At 39.4% G+C, this 15,194-nt stretch carries 16 protein-coding genes; 4 read left to right on the forward strand and 12 right to left on the reverse strand.

Features of this window, described 5'->3' with window-relative positions; translation table 11 throughout:
- Nucleotides 1-169 precede the first annotated feature (169 nt).
- The 8 genes from H4J63_RS17710 to prmB all read right to left on the reverse strand — a co-directional run bounded on the left by H4J63_RS17710 (nt 170) and on the right by prmB (nt 6,302).
- The gene (locus tag H4J63_RS17710; RefSeq protein WP_024596509.1) at nt 170-445 is read right to left on the reverse strand and encodes a YfcL family protein; all 276 of its coding nucleotides are present in this window, start codon (nt 443-445) and stop codon (nt 170-172) included.
- A complete protein-coding gene (locus H4J63_RS17715; RefSeq protein ID WP_182197778.1) occupies nt 442-1,605 on the reverse strand; it encodes an ATP-NAD kinase family protein in 1,164 nt (387 codons plus the stop codon). Before H4J63_RS17715 ends, H4J63_RS17710 begins: the two co-directional genes overlap by 4 nt.
- Entirely contained in the window at nt 1,595-2,149 is a 555-nt protein-coding gene (locus tag H4J63_RS17720) for an elongation factor P hydroxylase (protein WP_182197779.1), read from the reverse strand. Before H4J63_RS17720 ends, H4J63_RS17715 begins: the two co-directional genes overlap by 11 nt.
- Nucleotides 2,150-2,267: 118 nt before the next feature.
- Entirely contained in the window at nt 2,268-2,603 is a 336-nt protein-coding gene (locus tag H4J63_RS17725) for a zinc-ribbon domain containing protein (protein ID WP_033013505.1), read from the reverse strand.
- A gap of 186 nt (nt 2,604-2,789) precedes the next feature.
- Nucleotides 2,790-3,437 carry a glutathione S-transferase family protein gene (locus H4J63_RS17730; protein ID WP_182197780.1) on the reverse strand — a complete coding sequence of 216 codons (648 nt, stop codon included), beginning with the start codon at nt 3,435-3,437 and terminating at the stop codon, nt 2,790-2,792.
- A 106-nt stretch (nt 3,438-3,543) separates the two neighbouring features.
- Nucleotides 3,544-3,921 carry a DUF4112 domain-containing protein gene (locus H4J63_RS17735; protein WP_024591638.1) on the reverse strand — a complete coding sequence of 126 codons (378 nt, stop codon included), beginning with the start codon at nt 3,919-3,921 and terminating at the stop codon, nt 3,544-3,546.
- Between the two features lie 120 nt (nt 3,922-4,041).
- Nucleotides 4,042-5,139, reverse strand: coding sequence for a chorismate synthase (aroC, locus tag H4J63_RS17740; RefSeq protein WP_008138551.1), 1,098 nt, complete (start codon nt 5,137-5,139; stop codon nt 4,042-4,044).
- 227 nt (nt 5,140-5,366) lie between these two features.
- On the reverse strand, nt 5,367-6,302 hold the full coding sequence (gene prmB, locus H4J63_RS17745; protein ID WP_007377743.1) for a 50S ribosomal protein L3 N(5)-glutamine methyltransferase: 936 nt from the start codon (nt 6,300-6,302) through the stop codon (nt 5,367-5,369).
- 152 nt (nt 6,303-6,454) lie between these two features.
- Between prmB and smrB the strand changes: the two genes are divergently transcribed.
- Nucleotides 6,455-7,012 carry an endonuclease SmrB gene (gene smrB, locus H4J63_RS17750; protein ID WP_007377742.1) on the forward strand — a complete coding sequence of 186 codons (558 nt, stop codon included), beginning with the start codon at nt 6,455-6,457 and terminating at the stop codon, nt 7,010-7,012.
- A 27-nt stretch (nt 7,013-7,039) separates the two neighbouring features.
- Nucleotides 7,040-7,981 (forward strand): AEC family transporter, encoded by a 942-nt coding sequence (locus H4J63_RS17755; RefSeq protein WP_182197782.1) that lies wholly within the window; start codon nt 7,040-7,042, stop codon nt 7,979-7,981.
- A 1-nt stretch (nt 7,982) separates the two neighbouring features.
- Here H4J63_RS17755 and H4J63_RS17760 read toward each other — a convergent pair whose 3' ends face one another.
- Genes H4J63_RS17760 through sixA form a run of 3 tightly spaced genes read right to left on the reverse strand, consistent with a single transcriptional unit; the run spans nt 7,983 to nt 9,571 of the window.
- The gene (locus tag H4J63_RS17760; protein WP_182197783.1) at nt 7,983-8,720 is read right to left on the reverse strand and encodes an SDR family oxidoreductase; all 738 of its coding nucleotides are present in this window, start codon (nt 8,718-8,720) and stop codon (nt 7,983-7,985) included.
- A gap of 8 nt (nt 8,721-8,728) precedes the next feature.
- Nucleotides 8,729-9,082, reverse strand: a complete 354-nt coding sequence (locus H4J63_RS17765) for a RidA family protein (protein ID WP_002962161.1) — start codon at nt 9,080-9,082, stop codon at nt 8,729-8,731.
- Nucleotides 9,083-9,100: 18 nt separating this feature from the next.
- Nucleotides 9,101-9,571 (reverse strand): phosphohistidine phosphatase SixA, encoded by a 471-nt coding sequence (gene sixA / locus H4J63_RS17770; protein ID WP_024593905.1) that lies wholly within the window; start codon nt 9,569-9,571, stop codon nt 9,101-9,103.
- Between the two features lie 191 nt (nt 9,572-9,762).
- Here sixA and H4J63_RS17775 point away from each other — a divergent pair, with 191 nt between their 5' ends.
- Together H4J63_RS17775 and H4J63_RS17780 are read left to right on the forward strand one after the other, a co-directional pair.
- Nucleotides 9,763-12,486, forward strand: coding sequence for an insulinase family protein (locus H4J63_RS17775; protein ID WP_182197785.1), 2,724 nt, complete (start codon nt 9,763-9,765; stop codon nt 12,484-12,486).
- Between the two features lie 54 nt (nt 12,487-12,540).
- Nucleotides 12,541-14,793, forward strand: coding sequence for an EAL domain-containing protein (locus tag H4J63_RS17780; RefSeq protein ID WP_024604474.1), 2,253 nt, complete (start codon nt 12,541-12,543; stop codon nt 14,791-14,793).
- Here H4J63_RS17780 and H4J63_RS17785 read toward each other — a convergent pair.
- Nucleotides 14,790-14,984 carry a hypothetical protein gene (locus tag H4J63_RS17785; RefSeq protein WP_007580601.1) on the reverse strand — a complete coding sequence of 65 codons (195 nt, stop codon included), beginning with the start codon at nt 14,982-14,984 and terminating at the stop codon, nt 14,790-14,792. The two genes, H4J63_RS17780 and H4J63_RS17785, sit on opposite strands and share 4 nt — an antisense overlap.
- Nucleotides 14,985-15,194: the final 210 nt, after the last annotated feature.

Genomic DNA, 15,194 nt, shown 5'->3' on the forward strand with positions numbered 1-15,194 from the left:
GCTTCCTTCAGACCCCACCGTTGGCCAGTGACGCCCTTGCCATTCAGATTATCTTCCCCTTAGTCAGGGTAATAAGGCATCTTTCAGCCTATCGGGTTTGCCAGCTTCGCTGGGCAAACAAAAAAACACGATAGTGATAAACACATCGTGTTTTTTGTAACACTTAGGGTTAAGCGAGGGCTTTAACTTCATCCCATAAGCGTGCAACTAATGCCTTGTCTTCTTCGTTAAGCTCGCCGTTGCGATATGCTTTAACTAAGCTTTGCTCTACAGTTTCGTTTAGCTCATCTATACTGATTGTCAGCTTTTCTACTTCGGCATAACCAACTGCAAGATCAAAATGACCTCGTAAATAGCCGCCAGCAAATAACTCATCGTCAGTTGCTTTTATTACTAAATCATCGAAGTACTGCTGGGCTGCATCGATATAGTTCACTAAACTCATTTATTAATCTCCTGGTTTTGCAAAGCACCTATATTTTCAATGTTGTGGTGCCCTACTGCATACATAATATGGTCGTTAAATCCGGTGGTTACTTTAATATAACCCGTTAATTCATCATCTAATTCGCCATCGCCTGTATCACAAATAAGGGGGCGACCATTAAGCGCTTGTAGTTTTGTTTTAGTTGCTACTACAATAATATTTTCTTTGCCAATTGCGCGTATAAGCACAGGACTCAATTGCTGGTTACCACGGCCAAATATATGCCCTTGCCCGCCAATGAGCGTAATGACTAACTTAGTACTTTGATCATGTGTAAGCTCAAGTAATTGTTTAGCCGTTAAATCTTGGGCAACTAAGGTTTGATCTTTTATTAAATCAACACCAAGTAACGTATTTTCAAGCCCCATTTCTTCCATTATGGCTTCAACCGTTGAGCCGCTACCCATAATATAAAATGTGTCTTCATCCATTTGCGATACAACATGCGCTGCAATGTCGGCAAGTACGAGTTCGTCGGTTTCTTTACCGCCATTTTTAACCGCTTGCATATAGCGTACTTCGCTAGGTGTTTGCATTTCGCCGTAGCGTTTGGCTTTTACTGTGCCTTGCCTGAAAGCATCTTCATCTATATCCATTACATCTGCATCGGCTAAGGTAACTAACTCACCCTTAACCAGCATTTCGACTACGCGCCCTGCAGCCTTTGGCGTGATAGCGTAAACACCAGAATGAATTTTACAACCTGCGGGAATACCAAGTACGGGAATGGTATCCTCTATTGCATGGCAAATGTTACGTGCTGTACCGTCGCCTCCGGCAAATAAGACCAAATCAACACCAGAGTTTTTAAGTATTTTTGCGGCTTGTTCTGTGTCATCTGGGGTTGTTATTGCAAAAGTGTTATATACAACCTCTACATTAAAGCCCAAAGCTTTTGCTGTTTGCTCACCCATGTCACCGTTAACAGTGTAAATAGTTAAGCGCTCTTTATAAGGCAATAGCACCTCAAGCGCTGCTTTTGTGCGGCTATTTGCTTTGGGTTCTGCACCTAATTCGATTGCTTTAGCGGCTGTGTGTGCGCCATCACTACCTTTTAAAGCAACTGTTCCGCCTAAACCCGCTACTGGGTTTACAATTAAACCTAATTTAAACGCCATTACAAAGCTCCTTCGGATGTTGCCAATTAAATTGCTGCGCTGTTAATGGCCACTGTGTATTGTAAAAATCACAGAGTGCTTTTAAAAGTGATTCTGTACGAGAGTTAAAGCCATTTTCGATTAACGATAATACCCGTGCATATACTCGCTGCTGAAAATCAAACCGACATGTTTGCTCGCCGTTTAAGTTATCCACCGACACATTAAAATTAAACCCTGCTGCGGTGCTTAATAACCACTCTATCGCTTGGGGCTTTACTTCTACGTTTTCAAACTCAGCTTGTTTTTGTTTGTCGCGCCCGTCTGGGCAGTACCAATAGCCGTAATCTTCTAATAACCGACGTGCATCACCGGCCACCAGCCAGTGTGCTATTTCATGTAATGCACTGGCATAAAAACCATGCGCAAATACAACTTGGTGATATGGCACCTGCTCTGTTGCTGGTAAATACACAGGCTCACAATCGCCTTTTATCAGACATGTATTATGACTTTGATAAAAAGTGCGTTCAAAAATTGAAATTAGATCAGCTATTTGATGCATAAAATTAGGCTAATTTTTCTCGGTTACAGCGCCATATTAGCGCACTAAAAACGAGACGAATTGTACGGGCTTTTACAACTAAAGTAAAAATAAGGCGGGATAGTAAAATATAAGCGGATTAATCTTTCACTTTATTGATATTTTTAATAATACCTAAACAGTAAAGCGTATTGGCAAGTTCTTTACGCTGTGTTTTTTCACTTGAGGTTTTATTGGCTAAGCTAGTTAACATATCGTACCGTTTACGTAGAGTTAGTATATATCTGGCATGCTTACGGCATTCAAAACAACGTGTACAGTGTGAATCAACCCAAAAATCAAGTACCTCAAACCAATATTGCTGCTCTTGAGCAAAAAAAATAAATGCCTTAGAGCAACTTTCGCACTTCTCTTCAATATCAACATAAAGTGCCCGAGGGTCAATGGCATAGTTTTGCTTTTTTATATCTGCCAATATTACCGTATCAGGGAAGTATTTAAGCCTCGAGTAAGCCAGTGCGCATTCTCTATCGTCTCTATTGTCACTGAGGTATTGGTAGTTATCGGTTTATTGCCATACCTTGGGTGATTTAGATACATGAGCTGCCTAGTTTAAACTTATGATTTTAAGACATAGAACATGCCATATGAAAAACAATAATTATACAGGCGTTCCTGCTTCATCACACTCTACAATATCGGTTTCGGTTAATGCCTGAGTGATCCATACTTGTAATACTGGGCAACGCATAACAAAGTCACAATATTGCTGCGCCTCTGCCGATAACGTAATTTGATAGGTTTTTAAGCGCAGTACAACAGGCACATACATGGCATCAGCAATACTAAAGTCACCAAAAAACCACTCATTTGGAAACACATCTTGTTGCTGTGCAAATATTTCGTCTATACGGGCTATGTCTTTTAGTGTTTCGCTCGATAGGTCTACTTTACGGGTTGCTCTTATATTCATTGGCATTTCACTGCGCAGTGCCATAAAGCCTGAATGCATTTCAGCGCTTAGTGCACGCGCTTTAGCTCTTTGGGTAATATATTTTGGCCATGCAGCGCCTGATAAGTAAGCATCGTTAATATATTCACAAATTGCTAGCGAATCCCATACCTGTAAATCGCCATCAATTAACGCTGGGACTTTTTGCAAAGCAAAGGTCTTTTTTAGTTCATTGTAAAAGTCGGGGGTGTCGAGTACTAGCTGGGTTTCACTAAACTCAACATCAAATTTACTCATTAAATACCATGCGCGTAATGACCAGCTAGAGTAGTTTTTATTACCGATAAATAATTGCATATTGTAGATACCAAAATGAATAGACGCTCCTACCTTACTAGGTGATTTAACAACCAACAACATTTTGTTTAAAGTCTCTTTGCTAACTGTTACTTAAAGCTATTAATTACTCACTCAACTGCTTGTTTAAATGCTTTTTTAATAGTTGTGTATTACGCGTGTTAGCTTTAAAAAAGGCATCAAAAATATCACCAAAAAATGGCACTAAGCCGCCTACAAAATCTATGAGCATATTAATGATCATCTTAGTCTTTATACGTTTACTCACACCTAAACGCTGCGCTTCTATAAGCACATAGCTTGATAAAATTAGCCCTGCGGCATCACCTATTACAGGGATTAAACCAATCACCGCCTCCAAACCTATATTAAATTTAGTAAAAGGAATACCAATGCTGCTATCCGTTAACTTACTGAAACGTTCTAAGCGGGCTATTGCAGCTTGGGCTTTTATTTGTGAGTGTTCATTAATATTATCGTTCATGATTACTACCCTCCTTCTTGCAGTATATAGGGCTTACTTGAACAACTCCTGAAAGGCTCCTAACTAAATTACAGACATAAAAAAACGCGGTAATCCGCGTTTTTTTATAATTATAAATACTTACACAGAGCCATTAATTGGCCCGTGTTCGTGATTTACATGCGGATTTTGTCCGCGTTGACGCAGTAAGTGGTCCATTAAGGTAATGGCCATCATTGCCTCAGCAATCGGGATTGCACGAATACCTACACACGGGTCGTGACGACCTTTAGTGATCATCTCAACCGCTTCGTTACTTGTATTAATGCTGTTACCTGGAATAGTAATGCTCGACGTTGGTTTTAGCGCAATAGAAGCAATAATATCTTGCCCTGTCGAAATACCCGCAAGTACACCACCTGCATGATTTGATGTAAAACCTTCAGGGGTTAGCTCGTCGCGATGCTCAGAGCCTTTTTGCTCAACCACATCAAAGCCATCACCAATTTCAACGCCTTTAACCGCGTTAATACTCATTAATGAGTGTGCAAGTTCGGCGTCAAGGCGGTCAAATACTGGCTCACCAAGACCAACAGGTACATTGCTTGCCACTACTTTTACTTTAGCGCCAACTGAGTCACCTTGCTTTTTAAGGTCACGCATATATTCGTCAAGCGCTTCAAGCTTACTTGCATCAGGGAAGAAAAATAAGTTATTTTCCACTTCATCCCAGTCAAACGTTTCCGCCTTAATAGGGCCAAGCTGACTTAAACATGCTTTAACTTCAATACCATGAAATTGCTTTAAGTATTTTTTAGCAATAGCACCTGCCGCTACGCGAATCGCGGTTTCGCGTGCAGATGAACGACCGCCACCGCGATAATCGCGCAAGCCGTACTTATGCCAATACGTGTAATCGCCATGACCTGGGCGAAATACATCTTTAATTTTGCCGTAATCTTGCGAGCGTTGATCGGTATTTTCAATCAATAAACCAATGCTGGTACCTGTGGTTTTACCTTCAAAAACGCCTGCTAATATTTTTATTTGATCGCTTTCACGGCGCTGCGTTGTATAACGGCTTTGGCCTGGTTTTCGACGATCTAAATCAATTTGTAAGTCGGCCTCTGTGATTTCAAGACCTGCGGGAGTACCATCAACAACGCCGCCTAATGCAACGCCGTGGCTCTCACCAAAGGTGGACACTTTAAATAACTGCCCAATGCTATTACCTGCCATTAACTTTCCTCATTCCTAATGACTACCAATAGCCAAGCACAGGGCTTGGCTATTCATTTTTTACTTATACCAATTCAAATAAATAGCTGATCTATTTTACTTGCTAAAACAACCCATTTCTTTGTTGTAAATTTCGCAAAGGGAACAACCATTTACATCAATTTACGCCTAGAACTGAATTGTTTTTTCGGCGTAAAATTTAGATCACATACTTAATGGAGTTGGTATTATTTTGCAAAATACTCATCTAGCTGCTTTTTGCTAATTACAAATACACCTAAGCCGCCTTGTTCAAATTCAATCCATTCAAACGGCGCGCCCGGATACAGTGCATCCATATGTACCATAGAGTTACCAACTTCTACAAATAACAAACCGTTATCTGTTAGATGTTCACTCGCTTCGCTTAAAATAGTACGGGTTACATCTAAACCATCGTGGCCTGATGCAAGTCCAAGCTCTGGTTCATGATGAAATTCACGTGGCAGGTCAGCCATATCTTCTGCATCAACATACGGTGGGTTTGCTACTATTAGGTCGTATTTTTGACCTGGCACACCGCTAAATACATCAGACTGAATAGGTAACACGCGATCACTCAACATGTAATCGTTAATGTTAATGTCTGTCACTTCAAGCGCTTCATACGATATATCTACCGCATCAACTTGTGCCTGCTCAAAAGCTTGCGCAAGTGCAATTGCGATACAACCCGACCCTGTACATAAATCTAATATGCGGTTAACCGATTGTGGCTCTTCAAGCCAGGGTGTAAAGCGGTTGCTGATAAGCTCAGCAAACGGTGAGCGAGGTATAAGTACACGTTCATCCACATAAAATGGCATACCCGCAAACCATGCAATGTTTGTTAAGTAAGGTACTGGTGTGCAGTCGTTAATACGTTCTGCAATAAGACCCGCAAGTCGGTTTTTTTCTGTGCTTGTTAAACGCGCGTGCATTAATTCTTTTGGCGCATCAACAGGCAAGCTAAGCGCAGGCAGTAATAAGCTTACAGCCTCATCCCATGCGTTATCTGTACCGTGTCCAAAAAATATACTACTACTTGCAAATTGGCTTGTAGTCCAACGTAACCAGTCATGTAAAGTTGACAGTTCTGCAACGGCTTCTTCGAGTGTTGCTTCTTCTATTTGTAAATCGCTCATATATTTTTACCTGTATTAGCTTACTGACTGTTTTGAGTCTTTAAGACGATTGCATTGCCTATCTGCGCTGGGCAAATTACAATTGCCCCTCATTTAAGTATTGTACCGCCTTTTGCGCTGCGTTTTTACGTTTTTTTGTTTAGGTAATAGTTATGAAAAAAGACACTCCATCACATTCGTCCCTAAGCAATGACGACATCAGCTTATTTCGTCAAACGATCACAGGCGCCAAAGTATTTAAACAAGATACTCATCGTTTTGATACAAAGCCTAAGGTGTCACAAGCTAAGCAATTTGCCCAGCAAAAAAAGCAGGCTCAATCTGAATTTTTCTTCTCAGACGTTTATATTCCAGATATAGACACCCACGGCACGGTTAAATATGTAAAACCTGGCCAAGATACTTTCCTAGCTAAACAGCTTCGCCGTGGTGACTTTGCACCCGATTTGACGCTAGATTTACATGGCTTAAATAAAGAACTTGCTAAAGACGAACTCGCTGGACTCATTCACGAATGTAAAAAGCAGCATTACTATTGTGCATGTGTAGTGCACGGTATTGGCGGCGGCGTACTAAAGCACAAAGTGCCCCAGTACTTAGTACAGCACCCTGACGTAATAGCGATGCACCAAGCCCCTCTCGAATATGGTGGTAGAGGCGCTGTACTCATACTAATTAATTTACCGCAAAGTGATGAATTTAGACGCTAACTTTAGCTATTACTAGGATGTAACTTCGTGCATATTTTTTCAATTATTTTTCCGCTCATTTTTATTGTGGCACTGGGTTATGGCTGTTGTAAGTTAAAATTTTTTAACGAACAAAACATTGCGGGTCTAAGTAAATTTACTTTTTATGTGAGTTTACCAGCCTTTTTAGTACTAAATATGTCGCAAATAAACCTGCAGCAAAGCATCAGCCTTTTTGCATTTATGAGCTTTTACATACCGGTTTTGTGTGTGTTTGGATTAGGCATTTTAATTGACCGCTTTTACTTAAATAAGTCATGTCTCAATAATAAAGCAATAAATTATCAACAACACAGCGTATTTGGTTTGGCAGGAAGTTATTCAAATATGGTGTTGGTAGGTATCCCAATTGTTATAGCGTCACTGGGTAAAGAGATGATTGCTATTGCATTTATGATCATCACCTTTCATAGCACATTGTTATTTGCACTTACTTTTTTAATAGGCGCTAAAGGTAGCAGCGATAAATTTTCGTGGTCGCACTTTGGAAAAAGTATGGTACTAAATCCTATTGTACTGAGTATTGGGTGCGGGCTTATATTAAACATATTAGGAGTTACACTGTTTAGCGACTTAGCAAATAGTTTGGAGCTATTAGCTAAACCAGCAATTGCCTGTGCGCTATTTGTACTTGGTGCAAATTTAGCTTTTTATAAAATAGCTGCAAATTGGCAACCGGCGTTAATAGCATCAATTTTAAAAATATTTTTATTGCCTGCGTTAGTTTTATTGGTAGGCACTTATGTATTTAAGCTAGACACGCAAATACTTAATGTATTGGTACTTTTAAGTGCGTCCCCTGTTGGCGTAAATGCTTATCTTATTGCGACTCAAATAAAGCAGCATGAAGCTACTCTTGCTGGGGCTGTCGTACTTTCTACTATCTTAAGTGTTATTAGCTTTACGTTTTGGCTAGCTTTATTACTTTAGCTTACAAACCGCCGGCTACATCAACAAAGCTACCCGTTGTAAAAGAAGCGTGCTCTGAAGCTAAAAAGTAAATTGCTGCAGCAACTTCCTCGGGTGTACCGCCTCTGCCAAGGGGTAATTTACTTTTAAGACGATCGACTCGATTTTTTTCACCGCCATCGCTATGCATATCAGTGTAAATAAGCCCTGGTCTAACCGAGTTAACTCGAATACCTTTACTTGCCACCTCTTTTGCCAAGCCAATAGTAAATGTGTCCATTGCACCTTTAGATGCTGCATAATCAATGTACTCATTAGGAGAGCCCGTTTTAGCGGCTCCCGATGAAACATTAACAATACTACCGCCATTTCCCATTCGCTTTATTGCCTCTCGGCTACATAAAAAAGCACTGGTAATATTTGTAGTCAAAACTTCGTTTATGCGCTTAGCACTCATTTCTAACAAGGGCATTTGTGGTTTTAAAATACCGGCGTTATTTATTAGTACATCAAGTTGACCAAAGACTTTATCTATATGCATAAATAAAGCTAAAACGTCAGCCTCTAGTGACAAGTCACCTTGAATTACTTCAGCCTCAACTCCTAATTGCTTTACTTTTTCTGCCACCAATACTGCACTAGCTAAATCTGCTTTATAATTAATGCAAACATCATAACCATGCTTTGCAAAATATAGTGCGGTAGCTGCGCCAATACCTCGGCTAGAGCCTGTGATAAGTACAACGGGGGAGCGATTCATTAAAGCTATTATTCTTTTAAAGCTGCAACTACTGAAATTTCAACAAGTAGTGCATCACGTGCCATTTTAGCTTCTACGCAGGCACGTGCAGGCGCATAACCCTCGGGTACCCATGCATCCCATACTGCATTCATATCAGCAAAGTATTCCATGCTCTTTACATAAATAGTCGCGCTAAGCATGTGTTCTTTTGAACTCCCTGCTTCATCAAGCAGCGCCTCTACTTTATCAAGCATAGTTTGAGTTTGCTCTTTAATACCTTTTTGCGCGTCGGCGCATACCTGCCCACATAAATACACAGTGCCATTATGTTTTACTATGCGGCTCATGCGCGCACCTGTTTGTAAGCGTTCTATCGTCATAATACTTTTCTCAATTATTTAAAGGTTTTCTGGGGCATTTATACTTATATAACTACTACGCTGGGTTTGCTCATCATAACTAATAACAGCAACAGCACCTGTATTAAAAATTGGCATATTACCAGGGCTTAATTGATCCACTAAATAACTTACAATAGGCATGTGTGCCACTATAAGCCATGTATTGCATTGGGGATGAGTAGCAATAAGCGTTTCAAGATAGTCAGCAGCAATTTGAGGTTTGCCTTCGGGGATAATATCGGACGTGGTTTCGCTAAATTTAAATACGTTATTTTTAGCCACACCTGCAGCTGTTTGCTGTGCACGAATGTAAGGACTAACTAACAGTGCATCAGGGCAATGTGCTTTACTGAGCCAAAGGCCCATTTTTTCAGCTTCATCGTGCCCTGCTTGGGTTAAATTTCTACCTGCATCATCAGCCTGCATGGGTGTTGCTTCGCCGTGGCGCATTATTAGGATTGTTTTCATAAAAAATCAACCGATTAAAGAATATAAAACAGTAGCCAGTTTGCCCATTTGTCAGCTATATTAACAACATAAATCTATTTATTTCTAAATAATTCTTTCATGAGATTCAGGTAAATCTTTAAGCTGTATTTCGCTTTCCTGAAGCCATCATCTGTTGTTAACAAGTAAACGTTTAGTTTCAGGAGCATCATTTGAATATCAGCCGCAATGATAACAGAGCATACCGCGCCTTTACACTGGACAATGGTCTAAAAGTACTATTAGTGCAAGATAAAGATTCTACAAAAGCGGCAGCATCAATGGCAGTTAACGCCGGGCATTTTGACGATCCTCTTGATAGGCAAGGCCTAGCACACTTTTTAGAGCACATGCTTTTTTTAGGCACTGACCAATACCCAGATTCAGGCAGTTTTAATAATTTTGTTTCGCAAGCTGGCGGGAACACTAATGCGTGGACTGGCACTGAGCATACCTGTTACTTTTTTGATGTTAATAACCAAGAATTTGAACAGGCGCTTACCCAATTTAGCCGTTTTTTTATTGCGCCACTTTTAAATTCAGCCGAAACAGAAAAAGAACGCAACGCAATTGAAGCCGAGTTTAAACTAAAAATAAAAGACGATGGTCGCCGTATTTATCAAGCCCACAAAGAAACGGTAAATCCAGCTCATCCATTTGCTAAATTTTCTGTAGGAAACCTACAAACCTTAGCTGACAGAGAGCGCTGTATTAGTGATGAGCTTCGCGACTTTTTTAATAGTCAGTACCAAGCTCAGTGGATGACTTTAGTTATTTGCGCAAACGAAACATTAGACACACTACAAAGCTGGGCACAAACTTACTTTGGCGCAATTAAGGGTAATAAAAACCTCAAAAAGCCAGAGATCAGTGAGCCACTCTATCGCAAACAAGACATAGGAAAAATACTTCATATTGAGCCGCATAAGCATATGCAAAAACTTATCATAAGTTTTGCTATGCCTAATATTGACGACTTTTATCGCCACAAAACAGTGAGTTTTATTGCCCATTTACTTGGCTATGAAGGCGCGGGTTCTCTTTATTCTATTTTAAAAGAGCAAGGCTGGATAAACGCGCTTTCTGCTGGCGGTGGTATTAATGGCAGCAACTTTAAAGACTTTAATATTAGTTTAGCGCTTACCGATGAAGGTATTGAATACTTCGAAGACATTATTGAAATGGTGTTTGAATACATTTGTTTAATTAACGATAACACCGAAAAATTGCCGCGTTTATATCAAGATAAAAAAAATCTATTACAAATAGCATTTGATAACCAAGAAAAGTCACGCTTGATTGATTGGGTCAGTAATTTAAGCATTAATATGCAGCATTACGACGAAGCAAATTACGTGCAAGGCGACTATTTAATGGAAGGCTTTAAAAAAGCGACCCACGAAATGGCCATGCAGTGGTTAACGCCACATAATATGCGCATCGTACTTATACATCCAGATGTAGAGTCTGAACATAAAACCGCATGGTATAACACACCATATAAAGTAGAACATATTTCACCTAGTTGGCTTGATGCACTTAGTGAGATAAATAAACCGCTGAGCGAAATGCTGCTGCCTACCGCTAATCCTTATTTAACAAAAGAAGTGGTGTTATTTGATGTCATAAAACCACAAACAAAACCCGAGTTATTAGTAAAAGAACCCGGTTTTGACTTTTGGTTTAAACAAGACAACACATTTCGTATTGCTAAAGGTCATTTTTATTTGGCCATGGATTCTGATTTTGCCGTAAAAGATGTAAAACATATGGCACTCACCCGCTTATTTACAGATTTATTTATGGATAGCGTGGGCGAGCAATTTTATCCTGCAGAACTTGCGGGGCTTAGCTATCACTTAACCTCGCATCAAGGTGGATTAACTCTACATACCGCGGGGCTTTCATCTAGCCAGTTAGAGCTTGTTGATCAATTAATAGATGCTTTATTTAATGTAGAGATCTGTGCAAAACGCTTTGCTGAATATAAAAAACAGCTTGTAAGGCATTGGCGCAATAGCAACCAAAACAAACCAGTCAGTGAGTTATTTAGCATTTTAGGCGCAAAAATAATGCCTTGGAACCCACAACCTGGGGAGCTTGCATCGGCATTAAAAAACACCTGTTTTCAGCAATTTAATGAGTTCAGAACAGACTTTTTTAAAGCACTACATGTTGAATCATTTTTACATGGTAACTGGCAGCAAAGTGATGCAATAGCCTTTCAAAAAAAGGTCGCAAATCACTTAAAAAACGCAACCATAATTGAAGATTTAAGACGCCCTCTTTTTGAAATTAAAAAAGTAACTCGCTACGAGTTAGAGCTTCCTTGTAACGACCATGCAATGGTTATTTACTATCAAGCGCAAACGGATTGCGTGGCCGAAAAAGTAAAAATGATGGCGTTAAATCATTTAATTAATCAAGATTACTTTAATGAATTACGAACTACACAGCAACTTGGTTATTTAGTAGGCGCTGGTTATGCACCATTTAACACGCGTGCTGGTATAGCATTTTATGTGCAGTCACCTAAGTTTGATGCAAAAACATTATTGCATCGACATAACCGTTTTATTAAAAACTACCTTGATAATATTGATGCACTTGATGAAAACGATTGGCAACAGCAAAAACATGGCCTTAGTACTCATATTGCAGAAAAAGATAAAAACCTGCGCCTGCGCTCACAACGGTTATGGCTTGCTATTGGTAACAGAGATCATGAATTTCATATGCAGCAGCGACTTTTAGATGCCCTAAACGCACTAACACTAAGAGAAGTAAAAGTTTATGCACTAAGCCTATTTGATGATAATAGACCAAGATATGAGCTTTTAAGCTCGGCGAAAGTCAGTAAATCTCAAAATATGCCCGTTTACTCTCAATCTCTTTGACTCTAGGTTTAGCTTGTTTTAAATTATCATTTGTAAATTAGAAGTAATCAAAAAATGATAAAAACAATAATAAAACTAAGCATGCTTGTAGTACTTGCTTACTCATTTGAGCTTTTTGCCTTTGAGTCATCACTTAATTACAACTCAGACAATATACTTATACTAGCAAGCGCCATTATATCGCTTGCTTTGCCGTACCTGTTATTTGTAATCCACAAACTTAGACGTTCACGCCGCCAACTTCGACTTTCGGAAAAACGCCTTAAAAGTACCGTAGAAGGTAGCGGCGATACACTTTGGGACTGGAACATAAAAACAGGCGAAGTTATTCGCATTAACGATAAGTATTTAATGGACTCAACTACGTTAATGGGGTTTCCACCAAATAAAGGCCTTATCCATCCTCACGATATTAATAACGTTGAGCACTTGCTAAAAGTGCACTTTGCAGAGCAGTCTGCTTTTTTTGAAGCCACCTACCGAATCAAAGATACTTTTGGTCGTTGGCACTGGGTGCTCGATCGCGGAAAAATAATTGAAAAAGACGCCAACTTATCCCCCCTTAGAATGACAGGTACCGTTCGCGATATATCACAGTTAAAATCAACTGAAGAGCGCTTAAACCTTTTTGCAAAATGTGTTGAGTCGCTCACTGACGCCTTAGCAATTTATGATAAAAACTTTAAACTGGTTGATATAAACCCCAGCTTTTTAACCTTATTTGGTGGCGTACGCGAACAATACTTAGGAAAAGATTTTAGCCTATCTGGTTATGAGCCAAGCTACACAAACAGAATTATTGAAATAGTAAAAGAGCGCGAACATATTCAACAAGAAGTGAAGCTTCGTAATAGTGAGCGCATTTTATTGCCGATAGAAATATCGATAGATGAAATTAAAAACGATCAAAATCAAATAACTAATTATGTCGTTGTATATTCAGATTTAACAGAGCGTAAAAAAGCAGAATCGCAATTACATAACTTATCGAATCGAGATCGCACAACCAGTCTGCCTAACCGAAATTTATTTTTTACTGATTTGCAAAAGCTAGTAAAGCTCAATTCGCATCACGCCTTACTTGTGTTCGATTTAGATAACTTTAAAAAAATAAATGACTCGTTAGGACATCAGCTAGGTGACAGCTTATTAGCTAAACTAGCAATGCGCTTAAATAAACTAACCCGTGAAAATGATGTATTTTATCGTTTAGGCGGCGATGAGTTTGCTCTGGTAATGTCTGACACTAACGACATACATGTAATTACACGCATGGCTAAACAGTTTTTAGCAGCCATTGCTACACCATTTAAAATGGCAGGCCACGAACTGGCAATCACCTCAAGTGTAGGTATTGTATTATTCCCTGAAGACGGTAATACACCTGAACTGCTTTTAAAAAATGCAGATACCGCGATGTATCATGCTAAAAAGAAAGGTAATAGCTACCTATTTTTTAACGACACGATGAACCGTCAAGCCGTTAAACGACTGCAAATTGAAAACCTCATGCGCTTTGGTTTAAAAGAAGACCATTTTGAAGTGTACTACCAACCAAAAATGAATATTCGCACAGGCAAGCTAACCGGAATGGAAGCATTAGTGCGCTTTATTACACCCAAAAAAGGCATTATTAGTCCGGGAGTTTTTATACCTATAGCCGAGGAAACGGGCCAAATAATTGAAATTGGTGAGGTGGTATTAAACAAAGCCTGCAGAGACGTAAAAGAATGGCTAGATAGCGGTTTATTTAGCGGCCGAGTAGCTGTCAACTTATCAGCAAAGCAATTTAGCCTCCCCGATTTAACCTCTCGTATTGACGTTATTTTGCAAAAAAATGAATTACCTTCTTACTTTTTAGAGCTTGAAATAACAGAAGGTACTGTAATGGATGACCCTAAAGAAGCCATTGCAATTATGCGTTCGTTAAGTGCCCGAGGTATTCATTTAGCAATGGATGATTTTGGTACTGGTTATTCATCATTAGCGTATTTAAAGCAATTTCCGCTTAATACACTTAAAGTAGATAAAGCATTTATAGATGACATGACCAACGAACGTGGCCGTAATATGGTCGACTCAATAGTCACTATTGCGCATAACCTTGATTTACATGTAGTGGCTGAAGGTGTAGAACAAGCCCATCAAATTGATATACTCAAAAAGCTTAATTGCGAAACAGTACAAGGTTATTATTATTCCAAGCCACTATCAAAAAGTGAATTTACTGAATTTTTAAAGCAGCAACAAACTAAAGCAGCCCCAAGCTTAATTAGAAAAAATAAAAATGTGGCGTCGATAAATTAAGGGCGCCATATACACGCATTTATACCTACATTTCTTACTAAAGCACGACGATAATGTAGATTAAACAAACACCAGGCCACAGGCCCAAGTAAACCGCCTAAAATAAGCCATCGCTTAATTGGCATACCTTTTTTAATGGCTTCTAAATACATTAAAGCTATAAATGCACTGCTTAGTAAAACTATAAACAAAATTACCCTTTAAAGTTGCTCAAAAATACGGCGCTTATTCTAACGCTAACGTGATTAAATTTAAAGCAACAAATCCCCCGCATGCACATCGAGTAGGGTGAGGCTTTTGCCTCATCCCTCTCACAGAACCGTACGTACGGGCCTCGTATACGGCTCCTGTATTCTTCTATCCCTTCGGCTTATTTTCTAAACGCCGATTGAGCAAGCCAT

This window comes from Pseudoalteromonas sp. 5Ae-yellow, assembly GCF_014077565.1.
Taxonomy (GTDB): Bacteria; Pseudomonadota; Gammaproteobacteria; order Enterobacterales; family Alteromonadaceae; genus Pseudoalteromonas.